This window comes from Streptomyces sp. NPDC005784, from assembly GCF_042871525.1.
In the GTDB taxonomy this organism is placed as follows: domain Bacteria; phylum Actinomycetota; class Actinomycetes; order Streptomycetales; family Streptomycetaceae; genus Streptomyces.
In genome coordinates this window covers 104,617-125,566 of record NZ_JBIAIQ010000002.1, presented here as the reverse complement: position 1 = coordinate 125,566, position 20,950 = coordinate 104,617, and the positions used below count along the sequence as shown (strand labels likewise).

At 70.2% G+C, this 20,950-nt stretch carries 11 protein-coding genes and 1 tRNA gene; all 12 read left to right on the top strand.

The genetic code is table 11. From position 1 onward, the window contains the following. Positions 1-101 precede the first annotated feature (101 nt). The 12 genes from ACFYR3_RS03460 to ACFYR3_RS03405 all read left to right on the top strand — a co-directional run bounded on the left by ACFYR3_RS03460 (position 102) and on the right by ACFYR3_RS03405 (position 20,873). The gene (locus tag ACFYR3_RS03460) at positions 102-530 is read left to right on the top strand and encodes an ATP-binding protein (protein WP_355842799.1); all 429 of its coding nucleotides are present in this window, start codon (positions 102-104) and stop codon (positions 528-530) included. A gap of 312 nt (positions 531-842) precedes the next feature. Next, positions 843-3,251, top strand: a complete 2,409-nt coding sequence (locus tag ACFYR3_RS03455; protein WP_356783819.1) for a sodium-translocating pyrophosphatase — start codon at positions 843-845, stop codon at positions 3,249-3,251. A gap of 230 nt (positions 3,252-3,481) precedes the next feature. Beyond that, entirely contained in the window at positions 3,482-4,078 is a 597-nt protein-coding gene (locus ACFYR3_RS03450; protein WP_355842794.1) for a small secreted protein, read from the top strand. A 248-nt stretch (positions 4,079-4,326) separates the two neighbouring features. Further along, positions 4,327-5,856 carry a class I SAM-dependent methyltransferase gene (locus tag ACFYR3_RS03445; protein ID WP_355842792.1) on the top strand — a complete coding sequence of 510 codons (1,530 nt, stop codon included), beginning with the start codon at positions 4,327-4,329 and terminating at the stop codon, positions 5,854-5,856. A gap of 1,322 nt (positions 5,857-7,178) precedes the next feature. Next, positions 7,179-7,376: a hypothetical protein gene (locus tag ACFYR3_RS03440; protein ID WP_355842790.1), complete on the top strand. Its 198-nt coding sequence runs from the start codon at positions 7,179-7,181 to the stop codon at positions 7,374-7,376. 248 nt (positions 7,377-7,624) lie between these two features. Then, complete coding sequence (topA, locus tag ACFYR3_RS03435; protein WP_355842788.1) at positions 7,625-10,432, top strand: type I DNA topoisomerase; 2,808 nt, start codon at positions 7,625-7,627, stop codon at positions 10,430-10,432. Positions 10,433-10,615: 183 nt separating this feature from the next. Continuing rightward, on the top strand, positions 10,616-14,035 hold the full coding sequence (tmk, locus tag ACFYR3_RS03430) for a dTMP kinase (RefSeq protein ID WP_389281303.1): 3,420 nt from the start codon (positions 10,616-10,618) through the stop codon (positions 14,033-14,035). A 406-nt stretch (positions 14,036-14,441) separates the two neighbouring features. Further along, entirely contained in the window at positions 14,442-15,647 is a 1,206-nt protein-coding gene (locus ACFYR3_RS03425; RefSeq protein ID WP_355842782.1) for a DNA polymerase III subunit delta', read from the top strand. A 465-nt stretch (positions 15,648-16,112) separates the two neighbouring features. Then, on the top strand, positions 16,113-17,696 hold the full coding sequence (locus tag ACFYR3_RS03420; RefSeq protein WP_389281300.1) for an alpha/beta hydrolase: 1,584 nt from the start codon (positions 16,113-16,115) through the stop codon (positions 17,694-17,696). A 108-nt stretch (positions 17,697-17,804) separates the two neighbouring features. Further along, positions 17,805-17,878 (top strand) — tRNA-Thr (locus ACFYR3_RS03415). A 642-nt stretch (positions 17,879-18,520) separates the two neighbouring features. After that, the gene (locus tag ACFYR3_RS03410) at positions 18,521-19,012 is read left to right on the top strand and encodes a MarR family winged helix-turn-helix transcriptional regulator (RefSeq protein ID WP_355842776.1); all 492 of its coding nucleotides are present in this window, start codon (positions 18,521-18,523) and stop codon (positions 19,010-19,012) included. A 247-nt stretch (positions 19,013-19,259) separates the two neighbouring features. Further along, positions 19,260-20,873 (top strand): MFS transporter, encoded by a 1,614-nt coding sequence (locus ACFYR3_RS03405; RefSeq protein WP_389281298.1) that lies wholly within the window; start codon positions 19,260-19,262, stop codon positions 20,871-20,873. Positions 20,874-20,950 lie beyond the last annotated feature (77 nt).

Genomic DNA, 20,950 nt, shown 5'->3' with positions numbered 1-20,950 from the left:
GTCGTGGGCCCGGGCTTCGCAGAAGTAGGGGTCCGGGCCCACGCCCGGTCCCCTGACAGCACGCCCGTAGTACAGCACGCCCGTAGTTCAGAGGGGGATGCATGGCCACCGTTGAACTCCGCTTCAGCGCGCTGCCCGAGCACGTCAGGACCGCCCGACTGGTGGCGGCAGCGGTGGCGCGCAGGGCCGGAGTGGACGAGGCCGTCCTCGACGAGGTCAGGCTCGCCGTCGGCGAGGCCTGTACTCGTGCCGTCGGACTGCACCAGAGCAACGGCATCTCGGCGCCGGTGCAGGTGACGCTGATCGAGGAGGAGAAGCAGTTCTCCATCGAGGTCGGTGACGAGGCGCCGGGTTCGGTGCCCGGAGGGGCGGCGTCCGGCGCCGCCTCGGACGCGGAGACCGAGGAGGACGAGATGGGCCTCGCGGTCATCAGCGGCCTCGTCGACGACGTGGAAGTCACCGCCGGAGAGCACGGCGGACTGATCAGGATGAGCTGGCCCACTACGCCGCCGGCCGTGGCTCTTCCCTGACAACCGCCCCTCATTTTTTGCCCCGAAGGGCCCTACTCGGTGGGGCCCTTCGGCATGTCCGGGATCTCGCGCTCGGCCATATGGTGATCGTGTACGGCGTTTCGTGAATTGATTCACGATCATTCGCGCGATAATTGGATCAAGCGTCAACGCTTCTGGGGCGTTACTGCATTTGGGTCCGTGGACGCCTGTCGATCATTTGCTGAAGAGCAAGTCTCGGCTAATTCCGCTTACCGCGCACTGTTTTGATCAGGTTCCGGTACCTAGAATCCGTCCACATCTTGAGCTCAGCCCAAGCGTCAAGGAGGACGAATGGCGGGGCTTTCTACCCCTCATCAGTTTGACCACCCCACAACCTTCGCAGCCGCGGTTCTGACGGACGGCAACCGTCTCATCGTGATGGTCATCGCGGTCGTCGCAGTGGCGGCGCTCGTGGTCGCCGGGATCCTGGTGCGCCAGGTTCTCGCGGCCGACGAAGGCACCGACAGCATGAAGGAGATCGCGACGGCGATCCAGGAGGGCGCGAATGCCTACCTGGGACGTCAGATGCGCACGCTCGGCGTATTCGCCGTCGTGGTGTTCTTCCTGCTCATGCTGCTGCCCGCGGACGACTGGAATCAGCGCGCCGGACGGTCGATCTTCTTCTTGATCGGCGCGGTGTTCTCGGCGACCACCGGTTACATCGGTATGTGGCTCGCCGTACGGAGCAATGTCCGCGTGGCCGCCGCGGCAAGGGAAGCGACCCCGGCGGCGGGTGAGCCCGAAAAGGATCTCACCGCCGTCTCGCACAAAGCCATGAAGATCGCTTTCCGCACCGGTGGCGTCGTCGGCATGTTCACGGTGGGGCTCGGTCTGCTCGGCGCCTCCTGTGTGGTGCTCGTGTACGCGGCCAACGCGCCGAAGGTCCTGGAGGGCTTCGGTCTCGGCGCGGCACTGATCGCCATGTTCATGCGTGTCGGCGGCGGCATCTTCACCAAGGCCGCCGACGTCGGCGCCGACCTGGTCGGCAAGGTCGAGCAGGGCATTCCGGAGGACGATCCGCGCAATGCCGCGACCATCGCCGACAACGTGGGCGACAACGTGGGCGACTGCGCCGGCATGGCCGCGGACCTCTTCGAGTCGTACGCCGTCACGCTCGTCGCCGCGCTGATCCTCGGCAAGGTGGCGTTCGGCGACTCCGGGCTCGCGTTCCCGCTGATCGTGCCCGCGATCGGTGTACTCACCGCGATGATCGGCATCTTCGCGGTGGCGCCCCGGCGCTCCGACCGCAGCGGCATGTCCGCGATCAACCGCGGGTTCTTCATCTCCGCGGTGATCTCGCTCGTGCTGGTCGCCCTCGCCGTCTACATCTACCTTCCGGGCACCTATGCCGAACTGGACGGTGTCACGGACGCGGCGATCAAGGCCAAGGGCGGTGATCCGCGGGTCCTCGCGGTCGTCGCCGTCGCGATCGGCATCGTGCTGGCCGCGCTCATCCAGCAGTTGACCGGCTACTTCACCGAGACCAGCCGCCGTCCCGTCCGGGACATCGGCAAGAGTTCGCTGACCGGCGCGGCCACCGTCGTCCTCGCCGGTATCTCCATCGGTCTCGAATCGGCCGTCTACACCGCCCTGTTGATCGGCCTCGGCGTGTACGGGGCGTTCCTGCTGGGCGGTACGTCGATCATGCTGGCGCTGTTCGCGGTGGCGCTCGCCGGAACGGGCCTGCTCACCACGGTCGGTGTCATCGTCGCGATGGACACCTTCGGCCCCGTCTCCGACAACGCGCAGGGCATCGCCGAGATGTCCGGTGACGTCGAGGGCGCGGGCGCGCAGGTGCTCACCGACCTGGACGCCGTCGGCAACACCACCAAGGCCATCACCAAGGGCATCGCCATCGCCACCGCCGTCCTCGCGGCCTCGGCGCTCTTCGGCTCGTACCGTGACGCGATCACCACGGCCGCGAGCGACGTGGGCGAGAAGGTCTCGGGTCCCGGCGCGCCGCTGAACCTGATGATGGACATCTCGCAGCCCAACAACCTGGTGGGTCTCATCGCGGGCGCCGCGGTCGTCTTCCTCTTCTCGGGGCTGGCGATCAACGCGGTGTCGCGGTCCGCCGGGGCGGTGGTCTACGAGGTGCGGCGGCAGTTCCGTGAGCACCCCGGGATCATGGACTACTCCGAGAAGCCCGAGTACGGGCGCGTCGTCGACATCTGCACCAAGGACGCGCTGCGCGAACTGGCCACACCTGGCCTGCTCGCGGTGCTCACGCCGATCGCGATCGGGTTCACGCTCGGTGTCGGGGCGCTCGGTTCGTTCCTCGCGGGCGCGATCGGCACCGGCACGCTGATGGCGGTCTTCCTCGCCAACTCCGGTGGCGCGTGGGACAACGCCAAGAAGCTGGTCGAAGACGGCCACCACGGCGGCAAGGGCAGCGAGGCCCACGCCGCGACGGTGATCGGCGACACGATCGGTGACCCCTTCAAGGACACGGCGGGCCCCGCGATCAACCCGCTGCTGAAGGTCATGAACCTGGTGTCGCTGCTGATCGCTCCGGCGATCGTCAAATTCTCGTACGGCGACGACAAGAGTGTCGGCGTACGGGTGTTCATCGCCATCTTCGCGCTCGTCGTGATCGTGAGTGCCGTGTACATCTCCAAGCGGCGCGGGATCGTCATGGGTGACGAGGAAGACAACGAGGAAGGGGTCGCCAAGTCGGCCGATCCGGCGGTGGTTTCCTAGCTCACAGGTTCTGCGCCTGATGTGGCACGGACTTCCGTGCCTGGTCAGGGAAGGGGCCAACGGGCGGGTGGACGGCGCGTGTTGACGTGCTGTGCGCCCGCCCTGTGTGTGTTCACACCGTCGTCGTGAGCCTTCTCTCGCTTGGTGCAAATGGCTTCGATAAGTGTCTTAGCGGACATTCGGCGTGTGGGTGTCGCCCGGATGGCGTGTAAGTTCCGGGGCCGAGAGCCATGGAAGGGGCCAAACCGGTGAACAAGAAGCTCGCAGCCGCACTGTCCGGCGGTGCGGTACTGGTACTCGCGCTGTCGGGATGCGGCAGCAGCGGCAACGACGGCAACGCCAAGCTGAACTCCTGGGCCAAGCAGGTCTGTGACGCGGTGAAGCCGCAGGCGCAGAAGATCGAGGACGCGAACGCCGCGATCCAGAAGCAGACCTCGGACAACAGCACGCCGGATGCCGTTCAGAATACGGACGCACAGGCCTTCCAGGACATGTCGGACGCCTACAAGGCGATCGGCACCGCCGTCGACAACTCGGGACCGCCGAACGTCGACGGTGGCCAGACGAAGCAGACCAACGCGGTCAAGGAGCTCCGCGGCATCTCCGCGTCGTACGCCGCCCTGAAGAAGCAGGTCGACAAGCTCGATACCAAGGACCAGGCCAAGTTCGCCGAGGGCCTCAAGGGCATCGCGACCCAGCTCGCCAAGCTGAGCCAGAGCGGGAACGACGCCCTGAAGCAGCTGGAGGAGGGTGACGTGGGCAAGGCGATGGCGCAGCAGGAGAGCTGCAAGTCGGCGTCCGGGTCCGCGGCGGCGACCACGGGCTGAGTCCCTGGGGAACTCTCGGTGGCGGCCTGGAGCCGAGTCTCCACCACGAGTGCCCAGGGCGGCGATCGCCTGTTCGACCGAATGAGAGCCCGGCATGCGTGCGTGCCGGGCTCTCGGCATGTCCTGTCCACAGGTGACGGCCGCAGGTGAGGCGCTGTCCACAGGTGGCGCGTGTCCACAGGCAATGCGCTGTCCACAGGTGGCGCGTTGTCCACAGGTGTGGGTGCCGGTGGGCGATAGCGGACACAATGGGAGGCGTGAGTCACACCAGCCTGTCACCGTTGCCCTCGTCCGATCGTGCCGACATCGCCGCTCGACTGCGGAGCGCCCTCCTCGACGCCTCCTTCACCGCGGACGGACTCCTCGACCTGCTCGGCGCCCCCGCGTACGCGGCGCTGGCGCGCAGTGAGACCGTGCCCGCCCTCCGGGCGACCCGTGGGGACACACCGCTGGAGACGCTCGTGCGGCTGTTCCTGCTGCAGCAGCCCGTGCCGTACGCGCGCATGGCGGACGTGCTGCCGGTCGAGGACGCCCTGGAAAGCGGTTGGCTGACCCGGACAGGCGGGGACGAGGTGGCGGCGAGTGTCGACATCCGGCCCTATGGCGGGCCCGGCGGTGAGGACTGGTTCATCGTGTCCGACCTCGGATGCGCCGTCGGCGGCGCGGGCGGTATCGGCAGTCGGGAGGAAGGTGTCGTCCTCGGCGTGGGAGGCGCCTCCACGACGCTCGCCGGCATCACCGTGCGTACGCCCGTCGACTCAGCCCTCGATCTCGGTACCGGTTCCGGAATCCAGGCCCTGCACGTCGCGCAGCACGCCACGCGTGTGACCGCGACCGACCTGAACCCCCGCGCGCTGCACATCGCGGCGCTCACTCTCGCGCTCTCCGGAGCTCCGGCCGCCGACCTGCGTCAGGGCTCCCTCTTCGAGCCGGTCCGCGCCGACGAGAGGTACGACCTGATCGTCTCGAACCCGCCCTTCGTGATCTCGCCGGGCGCCCGGCTGACGTACCGCGACGGCGGAATGGGCGGGGACGATCTGTGCCGCACGCTCGTTCAGGAGTCGGGAGACCGGCTGAACGAAGGGGGGTACGCCCAGTTTCTGGCCAACTGGCAGCACGTGGAAGGCGAGGACTGGCAGGACCGGCTGCGTTCCTGGGTGCCGCGCGGCTGTGACGCGTGGATCGTGCAGCGCGAGGTGCAGGACGTCACGCAGTACGCGGAGTTGTGGCTCCGCGACGCGGGTGACCACCATGCCGACCCGGCCGACTACCAGGCGCGGTACGACGCCTGGCTCGACGAGTTCGAGGCGCGCAAGGTGAAGGCCGTCGGCTTCGGATGGATCACGTTGCGCAGGACGGCGGCGGCCGAGCCCTCCATCACGGTCGAGGAGTGGCCGCACTCCGTCGAGCAGCCGCTCGGCGAGGCCGTGCGGGAGCACTTCGACCGGGTCGACTATCTGCGGCGGCACGACGACGCGGGCCTGCTCGCCGGTCACTTCAGACTTGTGGCGGAGGTCGTGCAGGAGCAGGTCGGACTGCCCGGCGCCGAGGACCCGGAGCATGTGGTGCTGCGTCAGCACCGCGGAATGCGCCGGGCCACCAAGGTGGACACGGTCGGCGCGGGCTTCGCCGGCGTGTGCGACGGCACGCTGAGCGCGGGACGGATTCTCGACGCCATCGCCCAACTGGTCGGCGAGGACCCGGTGTTGCTGCGCGACCGGACGCCTGCACAGATTCGCCTGCTGGTCGAGCAGGGATTCCTGGAGCCGGTCGAGTAGCCGAGTGAGCCGCGGCCGGGGCGGGCGGGGCCGCGGCCCGGGCTTGGCTTGAGCCGGGGGTGAGGCGAGGCCTGGGGCTCCTCCTGCCTTGCGGTTCCCCTGCCTTGTGGTCCTCCGGTCGTGTGGCTTCTCCGGCCTTGCGGTTCTTCGGTCTTGGGGCTCCTCCGGCCGACGGTCCGGCGGTTTTGCGACGCCTACTGCGCGTCGGCTCTGCGGTCTCGGCGGATCCTCCGGAGGGCACCGCCCACCAGGAGTGGTCAAACGTGGTTGGTTGGTGGCGCCCTGCCGAGTTCGGTGTCCGTGGGTGAGGTCATCAGCCGGCCGGGGCTCCCGGCGCCCGCGCCCTCCGCAGGGTCGGGTTCGCCGCCCCCGACCGTGCCCCGCCGGACACCTGATCGGAATCCTCCATAGGGACGGGAATCCGGCCAACATCCGTTTGGCGGCGGACGCTTCCAGTCATCCCTGTCGCGCACGCCGCCCGCCTCGCCGACTGCGGCGTGACGCTCCAGCCGGAGCCTCGCGAACCTCGGCCAATCATTATCGCCGTAGCAACCGCCATGGCCACGGCAGCAGCCAGAGCGTCCAGCCGTAGCCGTAGCGCCGTAGCGCCGTAGTCCCGTAGCCGTGACCACCGCTACCCAGTGGTCAAAGCCGGCGCCTCCGCCGTAGCCACCGCCCCGTCACCGCCACCGCCACCGTCGGGATCCTCGGCACCTTCGGCCATCCCGCCCCCGGGCTCGCCCCCTGAGATCCCGCCACCCGGGCCGCCGACCTCGCGCCACGTCCTGCACTCGGACGGCGTTGCCCTGTGCGCCTGCGCCGCACGGACACCGCGGGTGACCGTTGGGCCTCGACCTCGCCGCCGGACCACAGGCATGGGCATGGGCATGGGCATGGGCATGGGCATGGAGACAGAGACGGACAGGGAAGTGGAGACGGACTCGGGCTGCGAGAAATGGCCTGCAGAAATGGACGAGAAGACGAGAAGCAGGGGATCGGCTGCGGGGGAAGCTCCGCGGCTGCGGCTGCGGCTGCGGCTGCGGGTTCGAGGTGAGCCGGGCGGCCGGGAGCGGAGGCGAAGGGGTGCCGCCGGCCGGGCGACGACGGGACCGGGACGGGGGCGGGGCGACGGATTCGCCACAGTCGGGCGCGCCGTGGGCCGCGTCGGATGAGAAAAGGACGGCCGGGGGACGACGGCGCCGGGTGAGGTGTGGGAGGCCCATGGGATGCCGGTTGCCCGGTGTTCACCGTGGGTTCGTACGTACGCTGCCAGGGCGTGTCAGCCTCCCGAGCCTGAGGACTCGGGGCGGAAGGACAGAGCCATGGAAAGCGGACCGGCGATCTTCGCGGGGGTGGTGTTCGCCCTGTTCGGAGGTGGAATCCTGGCCTGGACGGTGATTCGGGTGCGACAGGGTGAGCCGGTCGCGGACGGTGTGAACCGCGTCGCATCGGCGACCCTCGCGGGCGTCGCCGGAAGCGGGGCACTGGCGCTCGGAATGTGGTGCTTCACACGCGTGTGAAACCGCGCGTGAGAACCGGGTCTTCGGTAACTGGGAAGTTACCCTCCGGATGGGCCCGAAAGCGCTGGTCGACACTCCGGGCGGCAGGAATGGCGGTAGTCGGGTTACCGTTCGAGTGGCCGTTGCGGGCTTTTCCCGTTTGACACGGGGGCGGGATGTACCGTCACACTCCGCAGCGTCAGCATGACCCGATCCCTCGGGAATCAAGCCCCGGGGAGATTCCGCGTCGACCGGAGAGAAGAGCGAAGTTGTCCCCGACCAGCGACACCGCACACGGCGGCCGCCGACTCGTCATCGTCGAGTCGCCTGCCAAGGCGAAGACGATCAAGGGCTATCTCGGCCCCGGCTATGTCGTCGAAGCGAGCGTCGGGCACATCCGCGACCTCCCGAACGGTGCCGCGGAGGTGCCGGAGAAGTACACCGGTGAGGTCCGCCGCCTCGGTGTGGACGTCGAGAACGACTTCCAGCCGATCTATGTGGTCAACGCCGACAAGAAGGCCCAGGTAAAGAAGCTCAAGGATCTGCTGAAGGATTCCGACGAGCTCTTCCTCGCCACCGATGAGGACCGCGAGGGCGAGGCCATCGCGTGGCACCTCCTGGAGGTCCTCAAGCCCAAGGTTCCCGTCCACCGGATGGTCTTCCACGAGATCACCAAGGACGCGATCCGCAGCGCCGTGGAAAACCCGCGCGAGCTCAACAAGCGCATGGTCGACGCCCAGGAGACCCGCCGCATCCTCGACCGCCTCTACGGCTACGAGGTCTCGCCGGTCCTGTGGAAGAAGGTCATGCCGCGCCTGTCGGCGGGCCGCGTCCAGTCCGTGGCGACCCGGCTCGTCGTCGAGCGGGAGCGCGAGCGCATCGCCTTCCGTTCCGCCGAGTACTGGGACCTGAACGGCACCTTCGGCACCGGCCGCACCGGTGACGCCAGCGACCCGTCCAATCTGATCGCCCGTCTCACCTCGGTCGACGGCAAGCGCGTCGCGCAGGGCCGCGACTTCGACTCGCTGGGCCAGATCAAGGGCGCGAACACGCTCCACCTGGACGAGACGAACGCCCGTGCGCTCGCCGCCGCCCTTCAGGACACGAACTTCGCGGTCCGTTCGGTCGAGTCCAAGCCGTACCGCCGCTCGCCGTACGCGCCGTTCCGTACGACGACGCTCCAGCAGGAGGCCTCGCGCAAGCTCGGCTTCGGCGCGAAGGCGACCATGCAGGTGGCGCAGAAGCTGTACGAGAACGGCTTCATCACCTACATGCGTACGGACTCCACGACCCTGTCGGACACGGCGATCACCGCCGCCCGTGCCCAGGTCACGCAGCTGTACGGCGCCGACTACCTGCCGGCGCAGCCTCGTACGTACGCCGGGAAGGTCAAGAACGCGCAGGAGGCGCACGAGGCGATCCGCCCTTCGGGTGATCGTTTCCGCACCCCCGCCGAGACGGGACTGACCGGCGACCAGTTCAGGTTGTACGAGCTGATCTGGATGCGGACCGTCGCCTCCCAGATGAAGGACGCGGTCGGCAACTCCGTAACGGTGAAGATCGCCGGCCGGGCCGCCGACGGCCGTGACGCCGAGTTCAGCGCGTCCGGCAAGACGATCACCTTCCACGGCTTCCTGAAGGCGTACGTCGAGGGCGCGGACGACCCGAACGCCGAGCTCGACGACCGCGAGCGCCGTCTCCCGCAGGTCAGCGAGGGCGACCCGCTGTCCGCCGAGGAGATCACGGTCGACGGCCACGCCACCAAGCCGCCGGCCCGCTACACCGAGGCGTCCCTGGTCAAGGAGCTCGAAGAGCGCGAGATCGGCCGCCCGTCGACGTACGCGTCGATCATCGGCACGATCCTCGACCGCGGTTACGTCTTCAAGAAGGGGACGGCCCTGGTGCCCTCCTTCTTGTCGTTCGCCGTGGTCAACCTCCTGGAGAAGCACTTCGGGCGGCTCGTCGACTACGACTTCACCGCCAAGATGGAGGACGACCTCGACCGCATCGCGCGCGGTGAGGCGCAGGCCGTGCCGTGGCTGCGGCGCTTCTACTTCGGTGAGGGCGAGGCGACCGCCGCCGCCGGGGCCGGCGACGGCGACCACCTGAGCGGCCTCAAGGAGCTCGTCACGGACCTGGGCGCCATCGACGCCCGTGAGGTGTCCTCCTTCCCGGTCGGCAACGACATCGTGCTGCGCGTCGGCCGATACGGCCCGTACGTCGAGCGCGGCGAGAAGGACTCCGAGAACCACCAGCGCGCGGACGTGCAGGAGGACCTGGCCCCGGACGAGCTGACGGTCGAACTCGCCGAGGAACTGCTCGCCAAGCCGAGCGGTGACTTCGAGCTCGGCGCCGACCCGCACTCGGGACACCAGATCATCGCCAGGGACGGCCGCTACGGCCCGTACGTCACCGAGGTGCTCCCCGAGGGCACCCCGAAGACGGGCAAGAACGCCGTCAAGCCGCGTACCGCCTCGCTGTTCAAGTCGATGGCGGTCGACACGGTGACCCTGGACGACGCCCTCAAGCTGATGTCCCTGCCGCGCGTCGTCGGCAAGGACGCCGAGGGTGTCGAGATCACCGCGCAGAACGGGCGCTACGGGCCGTACCTGAAGAAGGGCACGGACTCGCGGTCGCTCACCGCGGAGGACCAGCTCTTCACCATCACGCTCGAAGAGGCGCTGGAGATCTACTCCCAGCCCAAGCAGCGGGGCCGTGCGGCCGCCAAGCCGCCGCTGAAGGAGCTGGGCGAGGACCCGGTCAGCGGAAAGCCGGTCGTGGTCAAGGACGGCCGCTTCGGGCCGTACGTGACCGATGGCGAGACCAACGCGACCCTGCGTTCCGACGACAGCGTCGAGGACATCACGCCGGAGCGCGGCTACGAGCTGCTCGCCGAGAAGCGTGCCAAGGGTCCGGCCAAGAAGACCGCGAAGAAGGCGGCTGCCAAGAAGGCGCCCGCCAAGAAGGCACCGGCCAAGAAGACGGCCGCCGCCAAGACGACCGCGTCGAAGACGGCCGCCAAGAAGGCGCCTGCCAAGAAGACCGCCGCGAAGAAGACGGCGGCCTCCGAAGGCTGAGGCACCGGCCGAACCCGGCGGGCTCCTGTGCCTCAGCCCTCCGAAATTTCCGCGATTTCGGTGGCCTTCACCGGACTCGGACCCATGTCGGAGAAGTGGACGCCCCTACACCATTTGGTGTGGGGGCGTCCGTATGTTCGGGCACCCCTCCGGGGAGTCAGTGGGTCCGGATAGGCTGGCAGGATGACGCGAGCCGAGCAGCCAACGGCCCAGAACTGGGCCCCCGACGACTCACTGGTCGCGGATTCACGCGAGCGTGCCGTCCGCGCCCTGCTGCGTCAACCGCAGTTGAAGCGGTTGTGGAGCGCCCACCTCGTGGGAGGTGTCGCTGACGCGCTGGCCCTTCTCGTCCTGGTCGTCCTCACCCTCCAGGCGGCGATCTCCGAGGGTTCCTTCGGCGGTGGGGCCCGCGGGGCCGCCCTCGCCGTGGCTGCCGTCTTCGGGGCGCGCGTCCTCGCGACGCTGCTCTTCGGAGCCGTGCTCCTCGGACCCCTGACGTCGCTGACCTCCCCCGACGGGCTTCTCGACCGGCGCTGGACCATGCTCGGAGCCGACGGCCTGCGGGCCGCGCTCCTCATCGTCGCGCCGCTGTTCATCGACTGGACCCCGGACAACGCGCTCGCCGTCCTCCTGGTCATCGTCTTCGTGTCCGGAGTCGCCGAGCGGTTCTGGACGGTGTGCCGGGAGAGCGCGGCGCCCGCGCTGCTGCCCGCCCCGCCGCTGGAGGGCGCCACGGTGCGCCCGCTGCCGGACCACATGGACGCGCTGCGGCGGCTGTCCCTGCGTACGGCGTTCGTCGCGGTGCCGATCGCGGCCGTCACCCTGGTCGTCGTCTCCCTCGTCAGCAACCTGCTGGGCGCCGGGATCGACTGGTTCGACCAGCACCAGGCGGCGCTCGCCTCGTACGTCGCGGCCGGACTGTTCGCGGCCTCCCTGTCGGTGATCACCTTCCTCGAACTGCCCGACGCCCGCACCCCGCGCGCGCGGTCGCCGCTCGAAGGACTGCGCCGCCCGAAGACGGGCACCGGCGTCGACAAGGGCCGCACCGGCGCGATTCCGCTTCTGGTGCCGGCCTGCGGGGCCGTCGCCGGGGCGATCTCGGCCGCGGTCGCCGTCTCCGTGCTGGACGCCATCGACCTGGGCGGCGGACCCGTGCTGTACGGCCTGCTGGTGCTGGCCCTGACCGGCGGCGTGGTCGTCGGCATCCGCACGGCCCCCTCAATGCTCCCGTCGCTGTCGCGGCGCAGGCTGTTCGCCCTCGCGATCGCCTTCACCGGGGTCGCGCTGCTCGTCGCCGGTCTCGTCCCGGACGTCACCGCCGTCCTGCTGATCGTGGCCTTCGCCGGTGTCGGCGCGGGTGTCGCCGCCAACACCGGGCACGCGCTCCTCGACCAGGAGGCCGAGGACTACCGACGAGCCCGCACCACCGAGCACCTCCACGCGGTCGTACGGGTCTTCGTGGCGGTCGGCGCGATCGTGGCGCCGCTGGTGGCCGCCGCGATCGGCCCGCACCGCCTGGAGAACGGCAAGTTCGTGTTCGCGCACGGCGGCGCCGCCTTCACCGTGATGCTGGTCGGCGCGCTCCTGCTGCCCGTCGCCGCCATGGTGCTCGCCAAGGTCGACGACCGTTCCGGGGTGCCGCTGCGCAAGGACCTGCTGGACGCGCTGCGCGGCGGCGACGACCCGGCGCAGGCCCCCGCGACGAGCGGCTTCTTCCTCGCCCTGGAGGGCGGCGACGGGGCCGGCAAGTCCACCCAGGCGCAGGCCCTCGCCGACTGGATCCGGGCCAAGGGCCATGAGGTCGTGGTGACCCGTGAGCCGGGCGCCACACCCGTGGGCAAGCGGCTGCGCTCGATCCTCCTCGACGTGTCGTCCGCGGGCCTCTCGCACCGCGCCGAGGCCCTGCTGTACGCCGCCGACCGCGCTGAGCACGTCGACACGGTGGTGCGGCCCGCGCTGGAGCGGGGCGCCATCGTCATCTCCGACCGCTACATCGACTCCTCCGTGGCCTACCAGGGCGCGGGCCGCGACCTGTCCCCGACGGAGATCGCCCGGATCAACCGGTGGGCGACGGACGGGCTCGTACCGCATCTGACGGTTCTGCTGGACGTGTCGCCGGAAGCCGCCCGAGAGCGGTTCACCGAGGCGCCCGACCGGCTGGAGTCGGAGCCGGTCGAGTTCCACACGCGCGTGCGGTCCGGTTTCCTGACGCTCGCCGCCGCCGACCCGAGCCGCTACCTGGTTGTCGACGCCGCACAGGAGCCCGAGGCCGTCACCACGGTCGTACGACACCGGCTCGACGTGATGCTGCCCCTCTCCGAGGCCGAGGTGAAGGCGCAGGAGGAGGCGCGCAGGGCGGCCGAGGAGGAAGCCCGGCGCAAGGCCGAGGAAGAGGCCGCCCGCAAGGCGGAGGAGGAGCGCCTGGAGCGCGAGCGCCAGGCGCAGCTCGCGAAACTGCGCGCCGAGGAAGAGGAGCGCAAGCAGCGCGAGCTGGAAGAGGCCCAGCGGCGCGAGGCCGAGCGCCAGGCGGAGGAGGCGCGGCAGCGCGCCGAGGAGGCCCGCCGCCGTGCCGAGGAGGAGCGGGTCCGGCTTCTCGCCGAGGAACAGGCCCGAGCCGTGGAGCAGGAGCGGGTGCGCAGGCAGGCCGAGGAGGAGGCGCGGCTGCGCGCCGAGGCCGAGGCGCGTCGCCTGGAGAAGCAGCGCAAGGCCGAGGAAGCGTTGCTGCGCGCCGAGGAGGCCCGACGGCTCGCCGCGGAGGCGGCTGCCGCTTCGGCGACCGCGGCGGCTTCGGCCGAGGCCGCGGTGTCGAGCGCAGGGACGGTTACCGGGGCCGGTCCGAGGAGCGGCGCCCCGACCGGTCCGGGGGCAGGCACAGGGACGGGACGCGATGCCGGCGCCAGGACGGGACGCGATGCCGGCGCCAGGACGGGACGCGATGCCGGTGAGGCTTCGACAGCCTCGGCATCTCCGTCACCTTCTCCGTCTGATTCCGATTCTGCTTCTCCGTCTGCCTCGGTGCCTTCATGGGCCGCGGCGGCTTCCGTGCCTGACAACGAGACGACTCTGCCCACGCCGGTCGTGACGACCGACCCGGCGGCCGACGAGACCGCCGTGCTCCCGCCGGTACGACCGGGTGGGGGCCGCGCGGGCACGCGCCCGGTGTCCCGCTCCGACGCCGAGGACACGGCCACGCTGCCGAAGCCGCCGGTTCCGGGCGGGGCGGCGGACGAGACGACGGTGCTGCCGCCCGTCTCCCGGGGTCCGGGTGCGGCCGACGAAACGGCTGTTCTTCCTCCGGTACGGGACGGGGGTGCGGGAGCCAGGGCCGACGTGCAGTCCGGTGACCCTGGCTCCCGGATGCCCCGGGGCTTCTTCCGCGACGAGCGGCCGGCAGCGGGGCCCGAGGGTCCCGTCGACCGCACGCGGGAACTGCCGCAGGTGGACGAGACGGGCGCCCCGCGCCGCAGGCCCCGCCCCGACTGGGCCGAGGAGACCCCGCTCGACGACCTCCCGACCCTGGCGGACGAACTGCTGGGCCCGCGCGAGGACGAGGACGACTGGGACGAGGGGCACGGGCAGGGACGCGGCGGGCGACGACGCTAGTCCCTGGCCGCCGGACACGGCGCGTGCGGAAGCACGCGCCTGTCCCGGTGTCCCGGTGTCCCGGTGTCCCGGTGTCCCGGTGTCCCGGTGTCCCGGTGTCCCGGTGTCCCGGTGTCCCGGTGTCCCGGTGTCCCGGTGTCCTGGCAGCCCTGGAGGTGCCGGTGCTCCGACGGCCCGGCGGCGGGTAGCGGCGTTCGGTTCGGCGGCCCGCGCCCGGGTCTGGCAGGCTGCGGTCCGGCGGCATTCAGCCCGCTCCCCGCGTCCGGCTCCCTGCGTCCGGCTCCCTGCGTCCGGCTCCCTGCGTCCGGCTCCCTGGGGCCGGTGAACGGGCGGGTGGGGCCCGATTGTCAGTGGCGACCCGCACAATGGACGACGCGAGACAAAATGCGACGGAAGGGCGGAGCCCATGCCTGTGTGGGACGACCTGGTGGGCCAGGAGAAGGTAAGCGAGCAGCTCGCCGCCGCTGCCCGGGACGCCGACGCCCTTGTCACCGCGGTCGCCGCGAAGGCCCCGCTCCCCGAGGCGTCCAAGATGACGCACGCCTGGCTGTTCACGGGGCCGCCCGGCTCGGGCCGCTCCACGGCGGCGCGCGCGTTCGCGGCCGCGTTGCAGTGCGTGAGCCCCGACCGTGCGCTCGGCGGAATCCCCGGCTGCGGGTTCTGCGACGGCTGTCATACGAGCCTGATCGGGACCCACGCCGATGTGCAGATCATCCGCACCGACCTGCTCTCCATCGGCGTCAAGGAGACTCGCGACCTGGTCCGTCGCGCCCAGCTGTCCCCCGCCGTCGGCCGCTGGCAGGTCATCGTCCTGGAGGACGCGGACCGTCTCACGGAGGGCGCGGGCAACGTCCTGCTGAAGGCCGTCGAGGAGCCCGCTCCCCGCACGGTCTGGCTCCTGTGCGCGCCGTCCATCGAGGACGTGCTGCCCACCATCCGCTCCCGCTGCCGGCTGCTCACGCTGCGCACCCCACCGGTGGAAGCGGTCGCCGACATCCTCGTACGCCGTGACGGCATCGAGCCCGACGTCGCGGCGGCCGTCGCGCGCGCGACGCAGGGCCACATCGGGCGGGCCCGCCGCCTCGCCACGGACCCGAGCGCCCGTCAGCGCCGCGCCGCCGTCCTCAAGCTTCCGCTGCGGATCGACGACATCGGCGGCTGTCTCAAGGCGGCCCAGGAGCTGATCGACACGGCTTCGGAGGACGCGAAACAGCTCGCCGAGGAAGTCGACGTCAAAGAGACCGAGGACCTGAAGACGGCGCTCGGCGCCGTTCAGGGCGGTCGGATGCCGCGCGGCACGGCGGGCGTCATGAAGGAGCTGGAGGACCGGCAGAAGCGCCGAAGAACGCGTACACAGCGCGACAGCCTGGATCTGGCCCTGATCGACCTCACCGGCTTCTACCGCGACGTACTCGCCCTTCAGCTCGGCTCCCGCCTGGCCATCGCCAACGTGGAGGCGGGGGACACGCTGGAGCGGCTGGCCCGCGGCAGTTCGCCGGAGTCGACCTTGCGCCGCATCGACGCGATCGCCGCGTGCCGGGAGGCACTCGACCGCAACGTCGCCCCACTGCTCGCGGTGGAGGCGATGACGATGGCGCTCCGGGCGGGCTGAGCCCCTTGCGTGCGCGCCGCGTGCCATCCGCGCCTCATGCCTTCACGATGCGGCGCGCGGCAGCGGGGCCGGTCGCGTAGTGCCGCGCGGCGCGGCGGCACGACGGCCGGGGACCCCGTCGTCGCCCGGTCCCGCGTCATGGTCCGGCACCCCGTCATCGTCCGGCTCTCCGTCGTCGTCCGGCGCCGCGTCGACAGGACAACCTGCGACCCGGCTCACCCGGCCAGGAGGCGACTTCCAGGCTGCCACCCGGCCAGGAGCGGCGTCCAGGACGGCCCGACGAAGGTGTGCGGCCCAGGCCGTCCGGTCAGGACGCGCATCCCGGATCATCCCGTCAGGACATGCGGGCCGGGAGACCCGGTCAGAGGCGCCGACGCGCCCGGCGACCGGTTGACCGAGTCACTCGTACGAGCCGCTTCTGCGACTGAAGGTGATCAATTGATCGCGCAAGGTTACGCTCGCGAGATGCACATGAGGCGCACCTCTCGGCCGACCCGAACCCTCCGTGCGAGCGGCGTACTGCTGGCCGCCGTGGCGCTGCTCATCTCCGCCTGCTCCTCGGGGAGTTCCACGACGACGGCCGCGACGACCGAGGCGGCCCTCACCGCGCTGCCGCGCGCCACACCGTCGGCGCTGTCGCCGTACTACCAGCAGAAGCTGAACTGGCGCAGCTGCGGTGTCCCCGGCTTCGAGTGCGCAACGATGAAGGCGCCGCTCGACTACGCGAAGCCGGGCGCGGGCGACGTCAGGCTGGCGGTCTCCCGCAAGAAGGCCACGGGACCGGGCAAGCGCCTCGGCTCGGTGCTGGTCAATCCGGGAGGGCCGGGCGGTTCGGCGGTCGGCTATCTCCAGTCGTACGCCGGGATCGGCTATCCGGCTGAGGTCCGCGCGCGCTACGACATGGTCGCGGTCGATCCGCGGGGAGTGGCCCGCAGCGAGCCGGTCGAGTGCCTCAACGGCCGCGCGATGGACGCGTTCACGCAGACGGACACCACGCCGGACGACGGTCGGGAGACGGATCAGCTCGTCGAGGCGTTCAAGAAGTTCGCCGAAGGCTGCGGCCAGCACTCGCCCGAGCTGCTCCGGCACGTCTCCACGGTCGAGGCGGCGCGTGACATGGACATCCTGCGGGCCGTGCTGGGCGACCAGAAGCTGACCTATGTGGGGGCGTCGTACGGGACGTTCCTGGGGGCGACGTACGCGGGCCTCTACCCGGACCGGGTGGGGCGGCTGGTCCTGGACGGCGCGCTGGACCCGTCCCTGACCTCGCGCAAGTTGAACGAGGAGCAGACGACGGGGTTCGAGACCGCGTTCCAGTCCTTCGCGAAGGACTGTGTGCGGCACAGCGGCTGCCCGCTCGGCGATGCGGGCACGAGCCCGGATCAGGTGGGCAGGAACCTGAAGGCGTTCTTCCAGCAACTGGACAAGGAGCCCATCCCGGCGGGCGACCCCGACGGCCGCAAGGTCGGGGAGGCGCTCGCGACGACCGGGGTGATCGCGGCGATGTACGACGAGACGGCCTGGCCGCAGCTTCGCGACGCGCTCACGTCCGCGATGAAGCAGAATGACGGCGCGGGCCTGCTGGCCCTCTCCGACAGCTACTACGAGCGGGACGCCGACGGCCGGTACGCGAACCTGATGTCCGCCAACGCCGCCGTGAACTGTCTCGACCTGCCGGCCGCGTTCTCCGGCCCGGACCAGGTGGAACAGGCACTCCCCGCCTTCGAGAAGGCGTCCCCCGTCTTCGGCGAGGGGCTGGCCTGGGCCTCACTGAACTGCGCGTACTGGCCCGTGAAGAACACCGGCGAGCCCCACCGCATCGAGGCGAAGGGCGCGGCGCCGATCCTCGTCGTCGGCACCACCCGCGACCCGGCGACGCCGTACCCCTGGGCCCAGTCCCTCGCCTCCCAGCTCTCCTCCGGGACCCTCCTCACGTACGTCGGTGACGGCCACACCGCCTACGGCCGAGGCAGCACCTGCATCGACTCGACGATCAACCGCTACCTCGTCCAGGGCACCCCTCCCGAGAAGGGAAAGCGCTGCTCATAGCCCTGCCGAGCACCCCTGGAGCGCATGCCCCAGGGCGTGTGCGGAGCACCCACGGAAACTGTGTAGACTTACCGACGTTGCCGATCACACCATAGGTGTGGGCAGCGCGCCGCCTTAGCTCAGATGGCCAGAGCAACGCACTCGTAATGCGTAGGTCTCGGGTTCGAATCCCGAAGGCGGCTCTGTGGAAGCCTCAGGACTCACTCGCCGTGACCTGGGGCTTTTGCTTTTTCCGGGGGTGCGGCGGCTCGGTGGCCGGACTGAGGTTTTCTGTTGCTCTGGGTCACACGGCCGAGACGCCGTCGCTCGCTTGCGTGAGCGATGCGCGAGCGGAGCGCCGCCGGGACCTACGTCTCGGGCTTCCGGCGCTCGTCCTTCTGGATCTGGGGCCTGCTCAGATCGCCGGTGAAGCCACCAGGGAGTGAGTCACGGCTGAGATGAGAATGTCGCGGGGTACCCGCTCTGCTGTGGCGAGGGCGTGACCCACGGGGTAGGCGTGGGCGCCGGTCGGGAGGCTTCCGCGGCGACCGCTGAGTATCACGTCGATCGAGCCCATCGTGCTGCGAGAGCAGAATGACCGCTTCCATTTGGTCGAATGCGGACCCTTGCGGTCCGGTCGATTTTGCAACGGCATAACCGGTCGGGGTGCAAGTGTCGACTGCGGACCGGTGAATTCCCTTTGGCCCGGAGCCTGTTGCGGGGCGGCCGAGGCCTCGGGGGTGGCGGGGCGCGGCCGGGGTGATCCCCTTGAGGGGAGGGGTTCCCCGTCCGGGAACCGTTGTATCTTCGATGGTGGAGACTGCCACGATCGAAGGAGTCGGCTCATGGTGCGCAGCGGCAACGCCGAGCAGCACGGGGCTTCCCCCCGGAAGGACTTCCTCATCGCCGAGCGTCCCGGCTACCTGCTCCACAAGGCGGGGCTGGTGCTGGTGGAGGACGTGGAGAAGGCGCTGGGCGCGGTCGGTATGCGCATCCGCGACTTCTTCGTGCTGGCCGCCCTGGCCGGGGGGCCCGAACTCTCCCAGCAGGACCTGAGCCGACTGCTCAGCCTCGATCCCACCACGGTCGTGACCGTGATCGACGAGATGGAGCGCAACCGGCATGTCGAGCGTCGGCGCAATCCGGCCGACCGGCGGCGCTACAACCTGATCCTCACCGAGTCTGGACGCGAGGCGCTCGCGACGGCGGACCGGGTGGCCACGGAGGTCGAGTCGGCCTTCTTCGGCGCACTCGCGGAGGATGAGCGCGAGTCGCTGCGCAAGATGCTCGGCGTGCTGATGGCGGGCCGCTGGCCCGCGAGCGTCTGCTCCGACTGACGCACGCATACCGACTGACGCACACTTCCTCGAAGAAGCCCGCGGCGCCGCCATGAACGGCGCCGCGGGCTTTTTGCATGCCCTCGCGCCCGCGGCCATCACTCCAGGTGATCGGCCCGCGACTGACGGTGGGGCGTCGGTCGATCAGCCCGTCGGCCGCTACCGACAGTCACGACCGTTGACGTATGGCTTTCCAATCATCTAGATTTCCATCATCTAAAGATCCCACTGATTGGAAGGTTGTCGCATGTCCGCAGAACGCGCACCATCGCCCACGAGGTGGTGGACACTCGGGATCGTCGCGTTGGGCTCGTTCATGCTGATGCTCGATCTGAGCGTGGTGTCGATCGCGCTCCCGCAGATCCACCGCTCCCTGGGAAGCAGCTTCGCCGACCTGCAGTGGGTGTTCGACGCCTACGCCCTCACGCTGGCGATCTTCCTGGTGGCCGCGGGCTCGCTCGCCGACCGGATCGGCCGCAAGAAGGTCTTCCAGGTCGGCTTCGCCGTCTTCACCGCCGCCTCCCTGGCCTGTGGTCTGGCCGACGGAGCCGGGCAACTGAGCTGGTTCCGGGCCATCCAGGGTGTCGGCGCCGCGATCATGTTCGCGGTCGGTCCGGCGATGCTCAGCCACGAGTTCCACGGCAAGGAGCGGGCGACCGCATTCACCGTGTTCGGTGCCGCCGTCGGTCTCGCCGTCGCCACCGGCCCGCTCATCGGCGGCTCGCTGATCAACGCGCTGTCCTGGCGCTGGATCTTCTACATCAACGTGCCGGTCGGTGTGATCGCCCTCCTCGTCGGCGCGCTGCGCGTCCGCGAGTCGCTCAACAGGCGGGCCCACCCCACCGACTGGGCCGGTCTCGGCACCTTCAGCTTCGCGCTCGGAGCACTGGTCTTCGCCACCATCCGCGGGCCCGTGGAGGGCTGTACCAGCGGCACCACGCTCGGCCTGTACGCGGGCAGCGTGCTCTTCCTGGCTCTCTTCGTGGTCATCGAGCGGCGGCTGGGCGAGCGCGCGCTGATCGACCCCGCGTTCTTCCGCAGCCCCACCTTCGTGGGCATCTCGCTCGTCGCCATGATCGGCAACGCCGGAGCCCTGCCGTCGGTGTTCTTCGAGACCAGCTATCTGGAGAACATGCTGCACGTGGACGCCTGGGGCACGGGTCTGCGGTTCCTGCCGCTGACGGGCGCGATGTTCGTGGCCGGTGCCCTCGGCGGCGGTCTCATCGGCAAGGTCCCCTTCCGGGTGCTGCTGGGCGGCTCGACCCTGGTCATGGGCGTCGGCATCCTGTCCCTGAACCTCACGAAGGCCGACTCGTCCTGGACCGTGCTCGTCCCGGCGCTGGTCATCGCCGGCTTCGGCATGGGCGCCTTCAACCCGGCCAGGGCCGCGCTGGCCATCGGCGTCACGGAACCGGCCAAGGCCGGTGTCGCCTCCGGCATCAACGAGACCTTCCAGCAGGTCGGTATCGCGGTCGGGATCGCGGGCGTCGGCGCGTACTTCCAGCACAGCGTGTCCCAGGACTTCACCTCCTCCGCGGTCGGCAAGCAGATGGGGAACGACGCCGCGGAGCAGGCCGCCCACGGCATCAGCGCGGGCTCCCTGGACGCCGTCGCCAAGGCCGCGGGGCCCCTGCGCGACAAGGTGCTGGCCACCGGGCAGGACGCGTTCATGAGTGCTTTCCACGGCGCCATGACCCTGAGCGCGATCCTCGGGTTCATCGCCGCGCTCGTCGGATTCACCATGCTGCGTACGAAGGACCTGCACGCCAGCGCGCTGTCGACCATTCCGCCGGACGTCGACGAGGACGGCGAGGTACGGCCCGACGGCTCGCAGGACGTCGCGGTGGGCGCACCGGCCTGACGCCGCCCCTCCGGAACACCGTCCCGGTGTGCCGCCCCTCCGGAACACCGTCCCGGTGGCCTCTTCCCCCGCGCCAC

What these genes read in the sequence shown, in the direction of transcription:
- ACFYR3_RS03460 (WP_355842799.1), top strand. Translation starts at nt 102, where the DNA reads ATGGCCACCGTTGAACTCCGCTTCAGCGCGCTGCCCGAGCACGTCAGG.
- ACFYR3_RS03455 (WP_356783819.1), top strand. Translation starts at nt 843, where the DNA reads ATGGCGGGGCTTTCTACCCCTCATCAGTTTGACCACCCCACAACCTTC.
- ACFYR3_RS03450 (WP_355842794.1), top strand. Translation starts at nt 3,482, where the DNA reads ATGGAAGGGGCCAAACCGGTGAACAAGAAGCTCGCAGCCGCACTGTCC.
- ACFYR3_RS03445 (WP_355842792.1), top strand. Translation starts at nt 4,327, where the DNA reads ATGGGAGGCGTGAGTCACACCAGCCTGTCACCGTTGCCCTCGTCCGAT.
- ACFYR3_RS03440 (WP_355842790.1), top strand. Translation starts at nt 7,179, where the DNA reads ATGGAAAGCGGACCGGCGATCTTCGCGGGGGTGGTGTTCGCCCTGTTC.
- tmk (WP_389281303.1), top strand. Translation starts at nt 10,616, where the DNA reads ATGACGCGAGCCGAGCAGCCAACGGCCCAGAACTGGGCCCCCGACGAC.
- ACFYR3_RS03425 (WP_355842782.1), top strand. Translation starts at nt 14,442, where the DNA reads ATGCCTGTGTGGGACGACCTGGTGGGCCAGGAGAAGGTAAGCGAGCAG.
- ACFYR3_RS03420 (WP_389281300.1), top strand. Translation starts at nt 16,113, where the DNA reads ATGCACATGAGGCGCACCTCTCGGCCGACCCGAACCCTCCGTGCGAGC.
- ACFYR3_RS03410 (WP_355842776.1), top strand. Translation starts at nt 18,521, where the DNA reads ATGGTGCGCAGCGGCAACGCCGAGCAGCACGGGGCTTCCCCCCGGAAG.
- ACFYR3_RS03405 (WP_389281298.1), top strand. Translation starts at nt 19,260, where the DNA reads ATGTCCGCAGAACGCGCACCATCGCCCACGAGGTGGTGGACACTCGGG.